Raw genomic sequence first — 20,021 nt, forward strand, 5'->3', positions numbered from 1 at the left:
AAAGCGGGCACACGCTGCAGCGCGGCACGCCGCCGCTTGCACGTTTGTATACAAACGTTATCCTCATCTGCGATTTGGCGCTGTCGTTGCAGCGCAAGCGCGAGGGAGAACCAGGGCGATGCGCCTGACCGTGAACGGCAGGAACCATGATGTCGACGCCGCTCCCGACACCGCATTGCTTTACGTGCTGCGCAACGATCTTGAACTGAACGGACCGAAATATGGCTGCGGCCTCGGCGAATGCGGTGCCTGTGCCGTGCTGATCGACGGCGTCGCCGCGCGCGCCTGCGTGATTCCGATCGAGGGCTGTGAGGGCCGCAACATCGTGACGCTCGAAGGCCTCGGCACCCGCGAACATCCCGACCCCGTGCAGGATTCCTTCATCCGCGAGCAGGCCGCGCAATGTGGCTACTGCCTCAACGGCATGATCATCACCACCAAGGCGCTGCTCACGCGCAATCCGAGCCCGTCCGAGCACGAGGTGCTGGAAGCGCTGCGCTATAATCTCTGCCGCTGCGGCGCGCATATCGAGATTGTCAGAGCCGCCATGCGCGCTGCCGGACATCCGCTCGAGGCGCGTGATTGATGAGCGGTCCGGAGCAACGCCTGCGCGGCTCGTTGTCGGTCGTCCGTCCCGCGGTGCTGGGCGCGGAAGGCGCGTTCGAGACATTCATCACGATCAGCGCCGACGGCTCCGTCAGTGCCTACAACGGCCATGTCGATCTCGGCACCGGCATCCGCACCGCGCTGGGGCAGATCGTTGCCGAAGAGCTCGACGTGTCTTTTGCCCGCGTCGTCGTGGTGCTTGGCGACACTGCCGTGGTGCCGAACCAAGGCCCGACGATCGCCAGCGAAACGATCCAGATCACCGCTGTCCCCCTGCGCAAGGCCGCAGCGCAAGCACGACATTTCCTGGTGTCGCGCGCAGCCGCGCGGCTCCAACTGCCGGTCAGTGATCTCACGGTCGAAGACGGTCTTATTCGTGGTCATGACAATCGCAGCGTCAGCTATGGCGAGCTGATTGCGGACGAGACCATCCGGCTCGAACTGGCCGACGACGTTCCGGTCAAGGCGGTGAGCGCCTATTCCGTCGTCGGCAAATCCGTGCCGCGCGTCGACCTGCTGGCGAAAGCCACCGGCGAGCTCGTCTACGTCCACGACGTGCGAGTATCAGGCATGCTGCACGGACGCGTTGTCCGGCCGCCCTATGCCGGCGTCGACACCGGTCCGTTCGTCGGCACCAGCCTGATCGCGGTCGACGAGGCCTCGGTACGCGACATCCCGGGTTTCGTCGCCGTGGTGCAGATCGGCGATTTCGTCGGCGTGGTCGCCGAGCGCGAGGAGAACGCGATCAAGGCCGCCGCGCAGCTCAAGGTCACCTGGAAGCCGGGGCCGGCGCTGACCGATCTCGGCGACATCGAGAAGGCGCTGCGCGCCCATCCATCGACGCCGCGCACATTGATCGACAAAGGCGACGTCGATGCCGCGATCAAGGCCGCCGCCAAACCGATTCAGCGGACTTATGTCTGGCCTTACCAGATGCACGGCTCGATCGGTCCGTCCTGCGCGGTCGCCGATTACAGCGACGGCGCGGTCCGCGTCTGGTCCGGAACGCAGAACCCGCACATCCTGCGCAGCGATCTCGCGCTCCTGATCGAGCGTCCCGAGACCGAGATCGATGTCGTGAGGATGGAGGCCGCCGGCTGCTATGGCCGCAACTGCGCCGATGACGTGTCCGCCGATGCGCTGCTATTGTCGCGCGCGGTCGGCCGTCCCGTGCGCGTCCAGCTCACCCGCGAGCAGGAGAACGCGTGGGAGCCGAAGGGCACCGCACAACTGATGGACGTCAATGGCGGGCTCAACGCCGACGGCAGCGTCGCCGGTTACGATTTCTCGACGCGCTATCCTTCCAATGGCGCGCCGACGCTGGCGCTGCTGCTCACCAGGCGGATCGCGCCTGAAGCGGCAGCGTTCGAGATGGGCGACCGCACCGCGATCCCGCCTTACGACTACGAGAACCTGCGCGTGGTCGCCAATGACATGCCGCCGATCGTGCGCGCCTCGTGGCTGCGCGGCGTCTCGGCGCTGCCGAACACGTTTGCGCATGAATCCTACATCGACGAGCTTGCGGCCGAGGCCGAGGTCGATCCGGTCGAATATCGGCTGCGCTATCTGAAGGACAAGCGCGCGATCGACCTCGTCAACGCTGTCGCCGAGCGCGCCGGCTGGGCGCCGCGCCCGGTCCGGCGGGAGCCGGAAGCCGAGGGCGACATCGTGCGCGGCCGCGGCTTTGCCTATGCGCTATATGTGCACAGCCAGTTTCCGGGTTACGGCGCGGCATGGTCGGCCTGGATCGCCGATGTCGCCGTCAACAAGGTAACCGGCGACGTCAGCGTAACCCGCGTCGTCGCCGGCCAGGATTCTGGATTGATGATCAATCCGGATGGCGTGCGGCATCAGATCGAGGGCAATGTCATCCAGTCGACCAGCCGCGCCCTGATGGAGGAGGTCTCCTTCGAGCGCGGCGTGGTGACGGCGCGGGAATGGGGCGCCTATCCCATCATCAAATTCCCCGACCTGCCCAAGATCGACGTGTTGATGCTGCCGCGGCAGGATCAGCCGCCGCTCGGCGTCGGCGAATCCGCCTCGGTTCCGAGCGCCGCCGCGATTGCCAATGCGATCTATGACGCGACCGGCGTGCGCTTCCGTGAATTGCCGTTCACACCGGAACGCATTTTGAAGGGACTGCGTGGTGAGCAGCCTGCGACGCCCGCTCCGCTTCCCGCGCCCGCATCGGCACCGCCAGTCGACACGTGGCAGAATCCCTTCGTAAAGCGCGGCGGCGTTCTCGCCGGCATCGCGGCGGTGTGCGCCGCGGCCATCAGCATCGGTGCGGCAATCCAGCCATGGCGCGTGATCGCGCCGATCACGCGGCCGGATGCGTCGGTCTATTCCGCCGCGACGATCGCCCGCGGCCAGGAGTTCGCCGCGCTCGGCGCTTGCGCGGTCTGCCATACCTCCGATCATGGCATCCCGAACGCCGGCGGCCGGCCGCTGGAGACGCCGTTCGGCACGATCTATACAACCAACATTACGCCCGACGTCGACACCGGCATCGGCGCCTGGTCCTACCCCGCCTTCGAGCGCGCGATGCGCGAGGGCATCCACCGCGACGGCCGCCATCTCTATCCCGCATTTCCCTACACGCATTTTGCCAGGACCGATGACGCCGACCTGCAGGCGCTCTACGCCTACCTGATGGCGCAGGCGCCGGTGCGCGCCACGACACCCCAGAATAAGCTCGCGTTCCCGTTCAACCTGCGCCCGCTGCTGGCGGGGTGGAATGCGTTGTTCCACCAACCCAGGACCTTCCAGCCCGCCCCTGCGAAATCCGAGACGTGGAATCGCGGCGCCTATCTGATCGAAGGTCTCGGCCATTGCAGCGCCTGCCATTCGCCGCGCAACGCGCTCGGCGCGGAGCGACAGACCACCTATCTCGCCGGCGGGTTTGCCGACGGTTGGGAGGCGCCGGCGCTGACGTCGCAGTCGAAGGCGCCGATCCCCTGGAGCGAGGACGAGCTGTACGCCTATTTGCGCACCGGCGAATCCCGCTTCCACGGCGTTGCCGCAGGCCCGATGGCGCCGGTGGTGAAGGAGCTCGCCGCGCTGCCCGACCAGGATATCCGCGCGATGGCGGTCTACCTCGCCTCCTTCAACGAGCCCGCGAGCGATCAACCCGCCCGGGAAGCCCTCGCCGCCCGGCTCGAAACCAGCACTGCCGCGACCACCGCCGCCTCGGCCGGCGCCCGAATCTATCAAGGCGCCTGCGCGGTCTGCCACGAGGTCGGCGGGCCCCCTCTGTTCGGCAGCCGTCCCTCGCTGGCACTGAACAGCAATCTGCACAGCGACGTGCCTGACAATCTGATCCAGGTGATCCTGCACGGCATCGCCAAATCGGCCGTGACCGACCTCGGCTATATGCCGGCCTTCAAGGACAGCATGACCGACCGCCAGCTTGCCGAGTTGGTCTCCTACCTCAGGCGGCAATTTGCCCCCGACAAACCGGCCTGGGCCGACGTCGCCGCCACGGTCGGCCGTATCCGGCAGAACACAGCGCGCTGACCTGCCATGTTCCGGCAAAACCCACTGGGCGGACGGCTTTCGGCGCGATAGAGTTCCCGCATGACGGTCACAGATATTGCAACCCGGACCTACAATCACGGCTGGCGGCTCGACCCGATCGTGCGCAGCCTGCTCGACACCGATTTCTACAAGCTGTTGATGCAGCAGATGATCCGGGAATGCTATCCGGACACGCGCACGACCTTTTCGGTGATCAACCGCTCCACGCATATCAAGCTGGCTGAGGTTATCGACGAGGGCGAACTGCGCGCCCAGCTCGACCACGCCCGCACCATCCGCTTCGCCAAGAAGGAGCTGATCTGGCTCGCCGGCAACACGTTCTACGGCAAAACTCAGATGTTCTCGCCGGATTTCATCAACTGGCTCTCGAACTTTCGCCTGCCCGAATACGAGCTGCACAAGGTCGACGGCCAGTATGAATTGCATTTCCACGGGCCGTGGACCCACACCACGATGTGGGAGATCCCGGCACTCGCGATCCTTAACGAATTGCGCTCGCGCGCGGCCACCAAGGACTACGGCCGCTTCGCATTGGACGTGCTCTACGCCCGCGCGAAAGCAAAGCTGTGGTCCAAGGTCGAGCGCTTGCGCAAGCTGGACGGCCTGCGGCTGTCCGATTTCGGCACACGCCGCCGCCACGGTTTTCTCTGGCAGCGCTGGTGCGTTGAGGCCGTCAAGGAAGGGCTCGGCCCGTGCTTTACCGGCACATCGAACGTGCTGCTGGCGATGGACAACGACCTCGAAGCGATCGGCACCAATGCGCACGAGCTGCCGATGGTTGCCGCCGCGCTCGCCAATTCCGACGAGGAGCTGCGCTGGGCGCCCTACCAGGTTCTCGACCAGTGGCGTCACACCTATGGCGGCAACCTCCTGATCGCCCTGCCCGACGCCTTCGGCACCAAGCCGTTCCTGCGCGACGCGCCGGACTGGGTCGCGGACTGGACCGGCTTTCGTCCCGACAGCGCCCCGCCGATCACGGCGGGCGAGGACATCATCAAGTGGTGGAAGCAGAAGGGCCGCGATCCCAGGGAAAAGCTTTTGGTGTTCTCCGACGCCATGGATGTCGGTTCGATCGAGGAGACGTTCCGCCACTTCAGGGGCCGCGTCCGCGTCAGCTTCGGCTGGGGCACCAACCTCACCAACGATTTCGTCGGCTGCGCGCCTGACGGCACCGCCGCACTCGATCCGATCTCGATCGTCTGCAAGGTGACGTCGGTCGACGGCCGGCCTGCGGTGAAGCTGTCGGACAATCCGGAGAAGGCCACCGGCATCACCACCGAAGTCGACCGCTATTTGCGCGTGTTCGGCAATGCCGGCCGCGTTCGCACCGCAGTCCACGTCTAAACCGCGTACGAACCATTCCCATCGATTGAGCTGACGAGTTTCGCATGCCCGCACCCAAGCCGCCTGCCTTCGAAACCCTGAGCCTGCACGCCGGCCAGCGTCCCGATCCCGCGACCGGTGCGCGCGCGGTTCCGATCTATCAGACCACGTCCTACGTCTTCCAGGACGCCGACCACGCGGCTGCGCTGTTCAACCTGGAGCGGGCCGGGCACATCTACACGCGCATCTCCAATCCGACGACATCAGTGCTGGAAGAGCGCATCGCCGCGCTCGAATGCGGCGTCGGCGCGATCTGCACCTCAAGCGGCATGGCCGCATTGCATCTCGCCATCGCCACGCTGCTCAATGCCGGCGACCACATCGTCGCCTCCGCCTCGCTCTATGGCGGCACAATCAACCTGCTCGCGCACACGCTGCCGCGTTTCGGTATCACCACCACCTTCGTGAAGCCGCGCGCGCTCGATGATTTCCGCGCTGCGATCAAACCGAACACAAGGCTGGTGATCGGCGAGACCATCGGCAATCCCGGCCTCGAGGTGCTGGATATCCCCGCTGTCGCGCAGATCGCGCATGACGCGAAGATTCCGCTTTTGATCGACAACACCTTCGCGACGCCCTATCTGAGCCAGCCAATCGAGCTCGGCGCCGACCTCGTGATGAACTCGGCGACCAAATGGATGGGCGGCCACGGCATCGCGATCGGCGGCGTCATCGTCGACGGCGGCCGGTTCGACTGGCGCGCCTCCGGCAAATTCCCGCAACTGACCGAGCCGTATGCGGGCTATCACGGCATCGTCTTCGACGAGCAGTTCGGCAAGGCCGCGTTCATCATGCGCGCCCGCACCGAAGGCCTGCGCGATTTCGGCGCCTGCCTGTCGCCGACCAACGCGTTCCAGCTGCTGCAGGGCATCGAGACGCTCGGCGTTCGGATGGATCGTCACATGAGCAACACGCACGCCGTGCTGGACGCCCTCGCCGCGAACAAGGCGGTCGACTGGGTGCTGCATCCAGCGCTGGAGAGCCATCAGGATCACGCGCTGGCCAAGAAACTGCTGCCGCGCGGCGCCGGCTCGATCATAAGCTTCGGCATCAAGGGCGGCCGCGCCGCCGGCAAGAAGTTCATCGAACAGCTCAAGCTGATCAGCCATCTCGCCAATGTCGGCGATGCCAAGACGCTGGTGATCCATCCGGCCAGCACCACCCATCAGCAAATGGACGCCGAGCAGCTCAAGGCCGCTGGCATCGGCGAGGAGCTGGTGCGGCTGTCGGTCGGCATCGAAGCCGTGGCTGACATCATCGACGATCTCGGCCAGGCGCTGCGCGCCTCGCAAAGGACCTGAGCCATGCAGCTTTCCGTCAATGGGTCGGACACCTTCATCGCCACCGGCGGCAGGCCGTTCGATCCGTCGCTCCCGGCGGTGGTGATGATCCACGGCGCCGGCTTCGATTCCTCGACCTGGGCGCTGCACAGCCGCTGGTTCGCCCATCACGGCTTTTCCGTGCTGGCGCCCGACCTGCCGGGGCATGGCCGCTCCTCGGGCAAGCTGCTGCCGACCATCGGCGAGATGGCCGACTGGATCGCGGGGCTGATCACGGCCGCCGGCGCGCCGAAGGCGAGGCTGATCGGCCACTCCATGGGCTCGCTGATCGCGATCGAGACCTCCGCGCGGCATCCCGACAAGGTGTCGGGTCTCGCGCTGATCGGCACCGCCGCGACCATGACGGTGGGCCCCGATCTCCTGAAGGCCGCCGAAGCCAACGATCCCGCTGCGATCGACATGGTCTCGATCTGGGGCCTCGGCTTCAAGGCCGAACTCGGCGGCAGCCTCGCGCCCGGACTATGGATGCACCAGGGCGCGCAGCGCGTGCTGCAGGAGATGCGGCCGGGCGTGCTATACAACGACCTCAACGCCTGCAACGCCTACCAGAACGCGCTCGCCGCCGCAGCCGCAGTCAAGGTGCCCGCGACCTTCATCCTCGGCGAGCGCGACATGATGACCCCTGCGAAGGCCGGCAAGACGCTCGCCGCCGCGACGCCGGATGCCCGCATTGTGGTGCTCGCAGGCGCCGGCCACATGATGATGGTCGAGCAGCCCGACGAACTGCTGGCGGCGCTGCGATAGCAGCGCTCTGCCGCCGAACGTGGGCGCCCCCAAAATATCGAAAACAACCCCATGCAAAGTAGCACTGCGGCCGCCGGCACTCGGACAAGCAACTTGACGTGTCGGGCAAATCAGCGATATCTTCTATTATTCCGAAATCTTGTGAACACCCCCGAGCGACATAGGTTGCGTTATACTGATCACGCAGCTTTAAGTGCAAGTACGTACGGCTATGGAACCATCTTGACAATCCACCATTATGGTGTATCTACGATGACCGAGAAGCGAACGCCACATCACGATCTGGAGGCTATTAAGCAAGCCTTTTCAACGGGTAGGGGGAACTTTACCGGCGTAGCAATTCGGGATGCGGCAAGTCTGGGCTGTGGAAAGGCAGAGATTGTGGCCGTCATTCAGACGATCGGAAAAGGCCACTTCTATAAGTCCATGACGTCGAATTACAACGCCAGGGTTTGGCAGGATGTGTACCACGTACCTGACGCCACGTTGGGAGACCTCTACGTCAAGTTCACCGACAACGGTTTGATGACTGAGTTCACCCTCCTGTCGTTCAAGGAGAACACAAATGACTGAAGCGCCTCTTTCTCCCGTTACGGAAAAACCCATGGTACGCGACACGCGGGCGTTGGAGCTTAAATACAAGAGCGAGTCAGTCACGGTCCAAATGCCGGGATGGTATTGCTCTGCGTCCGACGAAAGCGTTCATACCGACGATGACATGAAGGTTTCCGATGCCGCTTTGAGAAATCTCAAAATAAAGGTCGAAAACCTGCTGCCTCCTGAAGAGATTAAACGCATCAGGAATAAGCTCGGGCTTACGCAACGCGAGGCAGGAGATCTGATCGGAGGCGGCCCAAACGCTTTTCAAAAATACGAAAGCGGGGACGGACTCCTTAGCAAGGGTATGAGCAATTTTCTTCGAATGCTTGATAAGCACCCGGAGCAGCTAAAAGAGTTGGAGGCCACTTAATCGATCAACCCCGCTTCGGCGGGGTTCGTGTTTTTGGTGGGCTTCTTTTTCTTCCTGGCAGTCCGACGCTGTGGCGGCGACTTCGCAACCGCGCCAACGGCGCGCTCAAAGCGATCCCATGCTTCGGGATGTATTTCGATGTCAGATGCTTTGCATTACGGCATTACGGTGACAGTGCACTCAATTGTTTGAGCTGCACGATTGCGTGGCAGTGCTCCCATCAGGGCGCAACTTTGCAATTAAGTGCACTGTCACCGTAATCCCCCCAAGCTGCGGCCTTCATCAAGGCCCGTATCGCCAAGGGGACCGTGGTGAACGCTGACGAAGCCGCCTCTTGGGACGGCCTGCATGAGCGTTTCGAGATGAAGCGCATCAACCATCAAGAGGCCTATAGCCTTGACGGTGCCCGCACCAACCACGCTGAAGAGTATTTCAGCCGCCTGCGCCGTGGCGAGATCCAGCATCCACCATCACATTGCTGGCGCGTATCTACTCCGCTACGCTCGGGAATCGTCATTGCGGGAGGACAACCGCCGCGTCTCGAACGGCGATCAGGTGAGTCGAATTGCCGCACGGGCTTTAAATCGACGTAAATCAGTGGACTTTACCGGTTATTGGCAGCGTCATTTGGGGGAGTAGTCATGGCTGATATAATTCGTCTTGAAGATCGAAGACGCAAACCAACACCCACAGACGGATGTCGCGATAGTCGCGTCATTATAAAAATCGTCGATGGAGAGGAAGTGGAGTGCATCAACATAGATGCGCTATCCGAGACTCAAAAATCCCAATACCTCTCTTCATAAAAAAAGCCATTCGCTTCACAGCGAAGAGGCTTTTCTCGTCTCAATTATGTCGCAGGGTCAAGCGACGTTAGCAGTATCGCAGTTGGTCGGCCTCGAAGTTGCAGAGCCGTTGCTGAAGAGATTGCGGCAATGCGTAATCATAGATTCGATGAACCGGCCGTGATAAACGCTGTAAATCGCGATCGGCATCTTCTCGGGAGTATGCGTGAAGTCGCCATCGCTATCGTATGACCAAGTGACAATATGCTTGTCATCAATAGCCTTCTTGAACGCCGCGAGGAGACCCTGCGGATTAGTGGTCTCAAAGTTTTGCTCGTTCTTTCTAGAATGACACGAGCAGCGATACCAACGTGTTACTTGACAACTAGCAAAGAGTGTACATTTAGTTGCCATGTGATCACACCAATCCCGCTGCTCGTGGGGTTATCGGCCCGGAAGACGTGCAACCGTCTTTCGGGCCGATCTGCATCCGGCGCATGCCGGATCGGCATTATTTGGTAGCTCATCACGAAGTCTCAAGGGACCGCGAAAGGGACTATTAACCCTTTATGAATTCGCGAGTTTCCACCGCGCCGGATTGCCATCGCCAATCACCGCGCCGCTCTTCTGCTTCCGCAAGGCCGCACGGATGGCGGCTTGCAGGTTGTTCTTCTGCTTCTGAGTGGCGGCTGGGCGCCGTGTGGCCAATAGCGCCTTGCAGATATCGTCCGCCGTCATCGGGGCCTCAGCGCGCCGCAGTGTGTCCACCGCGGCCCGGTAGAGCGTCCCGCGCTTGAACCACGGATTGCTCTGGTTCCGTCGCTTGACCGAGATGGCGCGGGCGTTGAAAGGTAAGCGTGTAGCCGAAGCCGTTCAGGCTCTGAAGTTCCACGGCATGAGGGCATCGATCTGAGTGATCGGCCACCGGTTCGCGATGCGCTCGAGCGTTTGCGTGAGCCAGGCGAGTGGATCGACGTCGTTCATTTTGGCGGTCTGCAGAAGCGTAGCGATGGTCGCCCAGGAGCGGCCGCCACCATGGCTACCCGCGAAGAGCGCATTTTTTCTTGTGATTGCCTGGGGTCTGATGGTCCGCTCGACGATATTGGAGTCGATCTCGATACGACCGTCGCTCAGAAAGCGCTCGAGTGCGGCGCGTCTGGATGTGGCATAGCGGATCGCCTCGGCGAGCTTGGATTTGCCGGACAGACGCGGCAGCTCCTTCTCCCACAGATCGAACAGCGCCGCAACGATGGGGGCGGACCTTTGCTGGCGCGCATTCAGCCGCGTCTCAGGATCCTGGCCGCGGATATCGGCCTCGATCTCCCACAGCTCGACCATGGTGGTGACGGTCTGTGTCGCCAGGCGCGAGCTCTCGTTGACGTGAAGCTCGTAGAACCGTCTCCTGACGTGGGCAAAGCACGCTGCAAGCCGCACTCCCTCGTTGGCGCCCGCCGACCTGGCGAGCCGATTATAGGCGGCATAGCCATCGACCTGGAGGATGCCAGCAAAGCCTGCCAGATGGCGCTCGACGCATTCGCCGCCACGGCTGTCCTCGAAGCGATAAGCGACCATCGGTGGACCGATGCCGCCAAACGGCCGGTCGTCACGGGCATAAGCCCACAGCCAGGCCTTTTGCGTCTTGCCGGATCCGGGAGCGAGCGTTGGCAGGGTCGTCTCATCGGCGAAGATCCGTTCGCCTTGCTTGACCTTTTCCAGCACATAGTCGGCCAGCGGCTGCAATTCGAAGCCGACCTTGCCCATCCACTGCGCCATCAACGAGCGGTCCAGCTCGACCCGATCGCGGGCGTAGATCGCTTCCTGCCGGTAAAGCGGCAGCCCGTCCGCATATTTGGAGACGGCAATCTGGGCCAGAAGCGCTTCAGTCGGAAGGCCGCTCTCGATCAAATGGGCAGGCGCTGGCGCCTGTACCACGCCGTCGCGGTTGCGATAGGCGTATTTCGGGCGGCGCGTGACGATCACGCGGAACTTCGCCGGCGTCACATCCAGCCGCTTCGACACGTCCTCGCCGATCAGCACCTTCTCCAGCCCCTCGCACCCGGCAGGAACCTCCGGCTCGATGACGATCTCCACCCGCTCCAGATGCGCCCCGAACTCCTTGCGCGGCCGCGGCACGCGTTTCGGCATGTCCTTGCCGCCAGCCTTGGCCAGTTCGGCTTCAACCGCCGACACGCCGGTCTCAATCTCCTCGAACACGAAGGCGATCTGCTCCGTGCTCAGCTTGTCGCTGCGCAAGCGTTCCGACCGCGTGCCGTAAAGCGTGCGCTCCAGCATTTTGACGATCGCCGTCAGCTCCACGATCCGCGCATCGGCGGCCTTGTTGATCGCCGTAAGATCGGTGTTTGCAGCGGCAATGCGGCTGTTCTCGGCCTCGATCGCCGCCCGCTCTTCCGCCAAGGCGACGATCAGCGCGTGGGCTTCGGCAAGCGTCGTCGGGAGCTCTGTAACGGGCGTCGTCATCGTCGCCATCACAGCAGAGTCGCCGCCACTCTTCCAAACTTTTCAGCACCCTGATTCAATTCGCCGCAGCTTGTCAGCCTACCGTTTCTGGGCGCTTCACAACCACCGGACGCACCTTCGTCCAGTCCAGCCCGTCAATCAGCGCGAGCAACTGCGCATGGTTCAGCTGCACCCGGGTCGGCGCAATCCTCGGCCAGCAGAACTTTGACTCCTCGAGAGTCTTGGCAAACAGGCATACCCCGCTGCCGTCCCACCAAACCGCCTTGATCCGATCCGCCCTTTTCGAACGGAACACGTACAGTGCTCCGCTGAAGGGGTCGGCCCCACCATCTCGAACCAGCGCCATCAAACCCGTGGCTCCCTTGCGGAAGTCGACCGGCGTGCTGGCCACGTAAACCTGAACACCCGCCGGGATCATGCCTGCCGAACCGCCCGGATCACAGCAGCAAGCCGCCCCGCCTCCACATCTCCACCAACGCGCACCACGACATCGCCGATGACGATTTCCACCATCTCCCCCGCCATGGTCTCAAAGCGCGCGAACTTAACCGATCGGTCTCGCGCCCCAGAGAGCGGCGCCACCATTCCCGAGGCCAGCGCCTTGCGTCGCCACGCAAACAACTGCGATGGATCGATCCCATGACAGCGCGCTATCGCCGACACGTTCGCCCCCGGCGCAAACGTTTCCCCGACGATGCGATCCTTCTCCTCCCGCGACCAGGTGCGGTAGCTCCGCCCGGGACTCACCGAAAGCCGCTCGGCCGCCGCTGTGATAACTTCGAAATTCTTGGTATCAGACATATGTTCGCTCTCATGAACTCCTGGGACAAATCACCAGGAGATTCTCTGACAATCGAACATCATCCGCTACGTGGGATGACCTACACGCTTACGTTGAAAGCCGGGTCCAGCATCTTCATGACGGCCTCGACCCGGATCCATGGATGATCGCAGGCGGACGGCCTCAGCCTTATTGGCGAGCGCCTTGCCGGCCAGCTCGGCGTGAAGCAGCTTCAGCGTATGCAGGGCTTGTTTTGAAAGCATCTCGGCTCTCCGCATAATAGCCTCCTTGCCGGAGACCTAAGCCGCACCGTTCAAATTGCTTGTGGCGTTTGCGCCATAATACCGGGTCGACGTGGATCGCGTAGCCAAAAACGTTTACAAGGACGACCACGCAGGTGGCCGTAAACAACTTCCACGCGACTGCTAGCGTCACGCGTCGGAACGGCGACCGCGCAGTTTGGCGGACGATGCTGCGGTCAAGGTGCCCGCAACCTTCATCCTCGACGAGCGCGAGATGATGACGCCAGCCAGGGCCGGCAAGGCGCTTGCCGCCGCGACGCCGAACAGCCGCACTCTCGTGCTGCGGCCACATGATGATAGTCGAGCAGCCAGACGAACTGCTAGCGGCGCTGCAGTAACGGTGTTCCTTCCCTTCTCCCCTTGTGGGAGAAGGTGGCGCGGATGCAATCCGCGACGGATGAGGGGTCTCTATCCGCGGCGACAAACCCCTCACCCGGTTTCATCTCGCTCCGTTCGATTTCGCCACCATCTCCCACAAGGGGAAAGGGTTCATCTCACGCGCGGCGCCGTCATCCCTCACTGCTTCGCGGGCTTCCTTTCGATCGGGTGGATCTCGATCGCGCGCAGGCGGCCGAGGCGGAGCAGGTCCATCGACAAGGTCCGGTCGATGCGGTCGCGGTCAAGTGCGCGGATCAGATCGTCGACGCCGTGGACTTCGATGCCGTCGAGCCTGATCACGACGTCGCCGGGGAGCAGCCCTGCCTTCGCGGCCGGGCTGTCCGGTTCGATCTGCGCGAGCAGCGCGCCCATCTTGTTCTCGACGCCGGCAACCACCGCATGGCGTCGTGGGACCGGCGCGGTCTGGCCGGCGACGCCGATATAGGCGCGGCGGACATAGCCGTGGCGGATGATCTCCGACAGCACGAACTGCGCGGTGTTGCTGGCGACCGCAAAGCAGATGCCCTGCGCGCCGTTGATGATCGCCGTGTTGATGCCGATCACCTCCGCATTCGACGATACCAGCGGGCCGCCGGAATTGCCGGGATTGAGCGCTGCATCGGTCTGAATCACGTCCTCGATGGTCCGTCCGCTCACCGAGCGGATCGAGCGTCCGAGCGCCGACACCACGCCGGCCGTCACCGTCGATTCGAAGCCCAGCGGATTGCCGATCGCTACGACGAGCTGGCCGCGCCGCAAGGTCTTGGAGTTGCCGAGCGAAGCATAGGGTAGATCGCGCGCCCCATCGGCCCGCAACAAAGCGAGGTCGGTGTCGGGATCGACGCCGAGCACATGCGCATCGGTGACGAAGCCCTCGGTGTCGCGCAGTCGGATCTCCTTCGACGATCCGACCACGTGGCTGTTGGTCAGCACAAGCCCGTCGGGCGAGATCACGATGCCCGAGCCGAGCCCGCCGCGCTCGCGGGCATTGCGGACTTTCGGGCCGGTCTCGACGCGCACGACGGCGGGGCCGACGCGTTCGGTGACGTCGATCACGGCAGTGGAATAGGCATCGAGCAAAACCCGGTCGTTATCGCGGGCAGGTTCAGCCGCTCGCGATGACGGCCTGTCATCGGCGATTTCTGAGGTAAAATCCAACATGGCGAGGTTCCTTCGGTCTTACCAAATGGTGACCGGCTGCCGCCGCCGCAAGTGGGCACGCCCGGGGCGCAGGGCTACCCTACGGTGCCCGTCTTAACGTGCCGCCCCGCGCCCTGACCAGATCAAGCAACGACCAGTCGCCTTCGGCCAACACATAGCCCTTCGGAAACGGCGCGCGCAGCTCAAGCCCGAGCGAGCGCAGCACGCGGTCGTCGCGGTAGTAGCATTGCAGGACGACGCGGACGAGCGTGGTCGCGGCGACGCCGCCGCTGGCGCGAAACTCCTGCGCCACCGCGTCACGCCTGGCATTGTCGAGCGCGGCGAGCGGCCCGCCGGCCAGCTTTGCCAGATGATCGAGCGCCTTCGCGACCTGCGCGGTGTCGCGACCAAGGGTTGCCAGCATATCGGCCTGAACAGCGGGATCATCCGCGCCGGGCACTTTGTACTCGTCGCTGGCGGGGACGATCATCGCGGCGAGGTTGCGGAGATCGTCGCGTTGGGCGGAGGTCAGTTCATTGGCATCGGACATGGCGATCTCAATCGAACAGATTGGCGAGACGCTGCTTCATCTGATCGGCGATGTAGAGCGCAAGGGCCTGGATGGTGGAGGTCGGGTTCACGCCGCCCGAGGTGACGAAGATGCTGCCGTCGACGATGAAGAGGTTCTTCACGTCATGCGACCGGCCCCATTCGTTGACCACCGAGCGCGACGGGTCGGTGCCCATCCGCGCGGTGCCGAGCAGGTGCCAGCCGCCCCAGGGGATCGGTGCATTGATGCAGATGTCGGTCGCGCCCGCAGCTTCAAGAACTTCCCGGCCGCGCGCCAAACCATGCTCCATCATCTTCCGGCTGTTCTCGCTGATCGTGTAGTCGATCTTCGGTGCCGGAATGCCGTGGCTGTCCTTCAGCACGGGATCGAGCGTGACGCGGTTGTGCTCCTCGGGGAGATCCTCACAGATCGCGGAGAATCCGAGCCGATGGCCGTTGAGCTTGCGGAACACACAATGATGATCCGAGCCCCACGGCAGAATGCCCTTCTGCTCGCTGGTGACAGCCTCGAACACCGGTCCTGCACCGCGCACGAACTGGACGCCGTAACCGCGAACGAAACCGCGCGACAGGTCCGTGTCGTACCACTCCTTGCTCCACAGGCAGGTCGGCGGGGCGCGGTTCGAATCGGTCGGCTGCTCGACATAGCCGTAGATCTGCGCATAGGGGTGGAACATCAGGTTCTTGCCGACCAGGCCGGATGAATTGGCGAGCCCGTTCGGAAATTTGCCGGACACCGAGTTGAGCAACAGCCGCGGCGTGCCGACGCCGTTGCAGGCGATGATCACGACCTCGGCCGGCTGAAACTGCTCGACGCCGTCCTTGTCGTAATAGACGACGCCCGACGCCATGCCGTGCTCGTTGATCAGGATTTCGCGCACCCGGCAATGCGTCTTCAGCTCGACGCCGGCGCGGACCGCGTGCGGCCAATAGGTGATGTCGGTCGACGCCTTGGCGCCCTGCGCACAGGCCGGCGTGCAATGGCCGAGATTGATGCAGCGCGCCCTGCCCTCGTAATCCATCGTCGCGACCGTGGTATCCGATGGCCACCAATGCCAGCCGAGCTTGTTCATGGCCTTGCCGATCAGCGGACCGGAGAGCCCGAGCGGCTGCGGCGGCATCGGCGGATGCGACAGCGGCGACAGCGGATCGCCCGACAGGCCCGAGACGCCCATCATCCGGTCGTTCTCCTCGAAGAACGGGGTCAGCGCGTCATAGTCGATCGGCCAGTCATCGGCGACGCCATCGAGCGTCTTCACCTTGAAGTCGGAGGGATGCAGCCGCGGCCAGTGCGCGGTATACATCACGGTCGAGCCGCCGACCGCGTTGTAGTTGACCACCTTGATCGGCGAATTGTCGTCGTTGATCGGGTAGTCTTCGGGCCGCTTGCGAATGTTCGGGCTGGACGACCACTCGCCGAAGAATTTCGCCTCCCAGTCGCGGCCGGTGCTGGGATATTCTGCAGGATTCATCCAGCCGCCCTGGTCGAGGCAGAGGATGTGCATCTTGGTGTCGGCAAGGCTCCAGGCCACCGCAGCCCCGGAAGCGCCGGCGCCGATGATCAGGACGTCAACGGGATCGTTCTTCATTATTATTTCCTGGTGACTTCGTCATTGCGAGGAGCTCGCGACAAAATTGCAAAGCAATTTTGCGCTGGAGCGACGAAGCAATCCATTATTTCGCCTTGTGGAAGCATGGATTGCTTCGCTTCGCTCGCAATGACGGGGGCTGACGGGCTCAACTGACGATTCTCACCGGCAAGCTTCGTATACCGCGGATGAAATTGGAGTAGAGCCTTTGTGGTGGGCCCATGATCTCAAAGCGCAGGTCGCGCTGCAGGATCTCCTCCCAGAGGATGCGCAATTGCTGCTCGGCAAGGCGGTCGCCGACACAGCGGTGGACGCCGGCGCCGAACGCCAGATGCTGGCGTGGCTTGGCGCGGTCGATGATGAATTCGTCGGCGCGCTCGATTCTCGCCTCGTCGCGATTGCCGGAGATGTACCACATCACCACCTTGTCGCCCCTCCTGATCCGGCGGCCGGCGAGCTCGACATCATTGCGCGCGGTACGGCGCATATGCAGCACCGGCGTCTGGTAGCGGATGATCTCGGACACGAGGTTGGGGATCAGCTCGCGCCGCGCGCGGACCAGCTCGAACTGCTCCGGATTCTCGCACAGCGCCAGCAGCCCGCCGGTCATCGAATTGCGGGTGGTGTCGTTGCCGCCCACGATCAGGAGGCCGATCGTGCCGATGAATTCGCGCGGCTCCAGATTCTGCGTCGCCGGCGAATGCGCCAGCATCGAGACCAGGTCGAAGGCCGGCGGCGCGCTGATCCGCGCATCCCACAGCTTGCGGAAATATTCCCCCATCTTGACCATTTCGGCCATGCGCTCGGCTTCCGAATGCACGACAGCATCCGGCGAAGCGACATTGGCAATCGCGACGTCGGACCACCAGGTCAGCCTGGTTCGATCCTCCCAGGGGAAATCGAACAGCGTTGCCAGCATCATGTTGGTGAGATCGACCGAGACCAGCTCGGCCCAGTCGAAGGTCTCATGGCGCGGCAGCGCGTCGAGCACGGCGGCGGTGCGCTCGCGGATCAACGGCTCGAAATTGGCGAGATTGGACGGCGCGACGATCGGCGCCACCGTGCGACGCTGCGCGGTGTGGCCGGGCGGATCCATCCGGATGAAGCTCGGCCGCTCCTGCCCTTTGGGCTGATCGGCCACCTGAATGCCGCCGAGATCGGAGGCCGAGGAATAATTCTGGTGATCCAGCTCGACCGCGAAGATGTCGTCGTAGCGGGTCACCGACCAGTACGGGCCGTAGACTGAGGCCGCGCAATAATGCACGGGATCGTCGCTGCGAAGCTGCGCGAACACCGGACGCCAAGTGTCGTCCTGGTACAGCCCGGGATCGCTGACGTCGATCGAAATCGGCGTGCGTTGCAGCGCTTCTCCCATCGGTTCACTCCCGCTGGTTCCGTCGCCGCTTGGCGGGCGATCGTGTCGTGGCAGCGACGATAGGGTGAATCCCGCGGTGGAGTAAAGCCGCAGAGACCGCAATCCGCGGCGTGGAATGCCACGGGCGGGCCTGCGCACCCCGCAAATCGCGATACCTGACCCGCTTCCCGACGTTTGTCGGCCACGGCAAGACCGGCTAGCCTTGCCTACAAGCAACATATCGGGGAGCAATATCAGGTGGCCGCGCCGCGCCAGGATCAGATGTCGCCGGAGACGGCTGCGCTCGACTATGACGTCATCATCATCGGCGCCGGCCTGTCCGGCATGTACCAGCTCTACCGGCTGCGCGAACTCGGCCTCACCGCGCGCGTGTTCGAGACCGGTACCGGCGTCGGCGGCACGTGGTACTGGAACCGCTATCCCGGCGCACGCTTCGATTCCGAGAGCTACTCCTACGGTTATTCCTTCTCCAAGGAGCTGTTGCAGGAATGGGAATGGTCCGAGCATTTCGCCGGCCAGCCGGAGACGCTGCGCTACTGCAACCACGTCGCCGACAAATTCGATTTGCGCCGCGACATCCAGTTCGAGAGCCGAGTTACCTCTGCAATCTACCAGGACGGCACGCGGAGCTGGGCGGTCACGCTCGAAGGTGGCGCGCGCGTAACATGCCGCTTCCTGATCACCGCGATCGGCCCGCTGTCGACACCGACGCTGCCGCGGATCGAGGGCCGCGATAGTTTCAAGGGGCAATCCTTCCACACCGCGCGCTGGCCGAAGCAACCGGTTGATTTTGCGGGCAAGCGCGTCGCGGTGATCGGCACGGGCGCCACCGGCATTCAGACCATCCAGACCATCGCCGGTGAGGTCGGGCACCTCACCGTGTTCCAGCGCACCGCCAACTGGGCCGCGCCGCTGCACAACGGCAAGATCGACGCCGAGACCCAAGGCAGGATCAAGGCCGGTTATCCCGAGATTTTCCGGCGCTGCCAGGAGACCTTCGCCTGCTTCGTCCACACGCCCGACCCGCGCGGCGCGTTCGAGGTGAGCGACACGGAGCGCGAGGCGTTTTATGAAAAGCTCTATGGCGAGCGCGGCTTTGGGATCTGGCAGGGCAATTTCAGGGATATCCTGATCGACCGCAAGGCGAATGCGACGATCAGCGATTTCGTGGCGCGAAAAATTCGCCAGCGCGTCAGGGATCCGAAGGTTGCGGAGAAGCTGGTCCCGAAGAACCACGGTTTCGGCACCCGGCGCCTGCCGCTCGAGACGTTTTATTACGAGGTCTACAATCGCGATAACGTCTGTTTGGTCGACCTGAACGAGACGCCGATCGAGCGGATCACGCCCGAGGGCATCCGGACCAGCGACAAGGATTATGCGTTCGACATCATCATCTACGCGACCGGCTTCGACGCCATCACCGGCAGTTTCGACAAGATCGATTTTCGCGGCAGCGGCGGCGCGCGCCTGACCGAGAAGTGGAAGCACGGCCCCGAGACCTATCTCGGGTTGATGGTCGACGGCTTCCCCAACATGCTGATGCTGATGGGTCCGCACACCGCGCTCGGCAACATCCCGCGCAGCATCGAATACAGCGTCGACTGGGTCACCGGCCTGCTGCGGTTTGCGCAGGAGAGAGAATTGACCTTGCTCGACGCAACGCCCGCGGGCACCGCCGGCTGGACCGATCATGTCAAGGCGCTCGGCGTCGGACTGCTCTCCAACGAGGTCAACTCGTGGATGACCGGCATCAACTCCAACGTCGAAGGCAAGCAGACCCGCATCGTCGCCCGCTACAGCGGAAGCGCCCCCGCCTACCGCGAACGCTGCGACGCAGTCGCGGCGAAGGGGTATGAGGAGCTGAGGTTGGCCTGACTCTCCCCACGCGTCGTCCCGGCGAAGGTGTTGCTCGGGTTGTGAGTCATGCATCCGAATTTCGGAACGACTCTAGGGCGTCAGGCCTGCACGACTTCACCGTCCGCCTCATGTGCACTCGTCTGTTGCGCAATCAGCGTCACCGCATCCCACCGCGCGCTCGTGGCG

18 protein-coding genes are annotated in these 20,021 nt (G+C 63.4%); 9 read left to right on the top strand and 9 right to left on the bottom strand.

What is annotated here, in order from left to right:
• Window positions 1-118: 118 nt before the first annotated feature.
• From ACP2YO_RS32800 to ACP2YO_RS32835, 8 genes are all read left to right on the top strand, one after another.
• Window positions 119-586 carry a (2Fe-2S)-binding protein gene (locus tag ACP2YO_RS32800; protein WP_426435275.1) on the top strand — a complete coding sequence of 156 codons (468 nt, stop codon included), beginning with the start codon at window positions 119-121 and terminating at the stop codon, window positions 584-586.
• A complete protein-coding gene (locus ACP2YO_RS32805) occupies window positions 586-4,122 on the top strand; it encodes a molybdopterin cofactor-binding domain-containing protein (protein ID WP_426435276.1) in 3,537 nt (1,178 codons plus the stop codon). The genes ACP2YO_RS32800 and ACP2YO_RS32805 overlap by 1 nt, the downstream gene beginning before the upstream one ends.
• A gap of 60 nt (window positions 4,123-4,182) precedes the next feature.
• On the top strand, window positions 4,183-5,487 hold the full coding sequence (pncB, locus tag ACP2YO_RS32810) for a nicotinate phosphoribosyltransferase (RefSeq protein WP_426435277.1): 1,305 nt from the start codon (window positions 4,183-4,185) through the stop codon (window positions 5,485-5,487).
• A 44-nt stretch (window positions 5,488-5,531) separates the two neighbouring features.
• Window positions 5,532-6,827 (top strand): O-acetylhomoserine aminocarboxypropyltransferase, encoded by a 1,296-nt coding sequence (locus ACP2YO_RS32815; protein WP_426435278.1) that lies wholly within the window; start codon window positions 5,532-5,534, stop codon window positions 6,825-6,827.
• A gap of 3 nt (window positions 6,828-6,830) precedes the next feature.
• Window positions 6,831-7,610, top strand: a complete 780-nt coding sequence (locus tag ACP2YO_RS32820; RefSeq protein WP_426435279.1) for an alpha/beta fold hydrolase — start codon at window positions 6,831-6,833, stop codon at window positions 7,608-7,610.
• Between the two features lie 252 nt (window positions 7,611-7,862).
• Window positions 7,863-8,183, top strand: coding sequence for a type II toxin-antitoxin system MqsR family toxin (locus ACP2YO_RS32825; protein ID WP_426435280.1), 321 nt, complete (start codon window positions 7,863-7,865; stop codon window positions 8,181-8,183).
• On the top strand, window positions 8,176-8,580 hold the full coding sequence (locus ACP2YO_RS32830; protein ID WP_426435281.1) for a type II toxin-antitoxin system MqsA family antitoxin: 405 nt from the start codon (window positions 8,176-8,178) through the stop codon (window positions 8,578-8,580). The genes ACP2YO_RS32825 and ACP2YO_RS32830 overlap by 8 nt, the downstream gene beginning before the upstream one ends.
• A gap of 311 nt (window positions 8,581-8,891) precedes the next feature.
• On the top strand, window positions 8,892-9,173 hold the full coding sequence (locus ACP2YO_RS32835; protein ID WP_426435282.1) for a transposase: 282 nt from the start codon (window positions 8,892-8,894) through the stop codon (window positions 9,171-9,173).
• Between the two features lie 759 nt (window positions 9,174-9,932).
• On the opposite strand, the gene ACP2YO_RS32840 is transcribed toward ACP2YO_RS32835, so the two are convergent.
• The 9 genes from ACP2YO_RS32840 to ACP2YO_RS32880 form a co-directional block, all read right to left on the bottom strand.
• On the bottom strand, window positions 9,933-10,103 hold the full coding sequence (locus ACP2YO_RS32840) for a hypothetical protein (protein WP_426435283.1): 171 nt from the start codon (window positions 10,101-10,103) through the stop codon (window positions 9,933-9,935).
• Between the two features lie 135 nt (window positions 10,104-10,238).
• Window positions 10,239-11,843: an IS66 family transposase gene (tnpC, locus tag ACP2YO_RS32845; protein ID WP_426443212.1), complete on the bottom strand. Its 1,605-nt coding sequence runs from the start codon at window positions 11,841-11,843 to the stop codon at window positions 10,239-10,241.
• A 73-nt stretch (window positions 11,844-11,916) separates the two neighbouring features.
• Window positions 11,917-12,261 carry an IS66 family insertion sequence element accessory protein TnpB gene (gene tnpB, locus ACP2YO_RS32850; RefSeq protein WP_426433797.1) on the bottom strand — a complete coding sequence of 115 codons (345 nt, stop codon included), beginning with the start codon at window positions 12,259-12,261 and terminating at the stop codon, window positions 11,917-11,919.
• Window positions 12,258-12,644: a transposase gene (locus tag ACP2YO_RS32855; RefSeq protein WP_426435284.1), complete on the bottom strand. Its 387-nt coding sequence runs from the start codon at window positions 12,642-12,644 to the stop codon at window positions 12,258-12,260. Before ACP2YO_RS32855 ends, tnpB begins: the two co-directional genes overlap by 4 nt.
• 66 nt (window positions 12,645-12,710) lie before the next feature.
• On the bottom strand, window positions 12,711-12,887 hold the full coding sequence (locus ACP2YO_RS32860) for a hypothetical protein (RefSeq protein ID WP_426435285.1): 177 nt from the start codon (window positions 12,885-12,887) through the stop codon (window positions 12,711-12,713).
• A gap of 555 nt (window positions 12,888-13,442) precedes the next feature.
• Window positions 13,443-14,465 (bottom strand): S1C family serine protease, encoded by a 1,023-nt coding sequence (locus ACP2YO_RS32865; protein WP_426435286.1) that lies wholly within the window; start codon window positions 14,463-14,465, stop codon window positions 13,443-13,445.
• Between the two features lie 79 nt (window positions 14,466-14,544).
• Window positions 14,545-14,994, bottom strand: coding sequence for a hypothetical protein (locus ACP2YO_RS32870; RefSeq protein WP_426435287.1), 450 nt, complete (start codon window positions 14,992-14,994; stop codon window positions 14,545-14,547).
• Window positions 14,995-15,001: 7 nt separating this feature from the next.
• Window positions 15,002-16,603 (bottom strand): GMC family oxidoreductase, encoded by a 1,602-nt coding sequence (locus ACP2YO_RS32875; RefSeq protein WP_426435288.1) that lies wholly within the window; start codon window positions 16,601-16,603, stop codon window positions 15,002-15,004.
• 148 nt (window positions 16,604-16,751) lie between these two features.
• Window positions 16,752-17,978, bottom strand: a complete 1,227-nt coding sequence (locus tag ACP2YO_RS32880) for a cytochrome P450 (protein ID WP_426435289.1) — start codon at window positions 17,976-17,978, stop codon at window positions 16,752-16,754.
• Window positions 17,979-18,215: 237 nt separating this feature from the next.
• Between ACP2YO_RS32880 and ACP2YO_RS32885 the strand changes: the two genes are divergently transcribed.
• The gene (locus tag ACP2YO_RS32885; RefSeq protein WP_426435290.1) at window positions 18,216-19,853 is read left to right on the top strand and encodes a flavin-containing monooxygenase; all 1,638 of its coding nucleotides are present in this window, start codon (window positions 18,216-18,218) and stop codon (window positions 19,851-19,853) included.
• The last annotated feature ends 168 nt before the right edge of the window (window positions 19,854-20,021 follow it).

This window comes from Bradyrhizobium genosp. P (assembly GCF_049949265.1).
GTDB lineage: Bacteria > Pseudomonadota > Alphaproteobacteria > Rhizobiales > Xanthobacteraceae > Bradyrhizobium.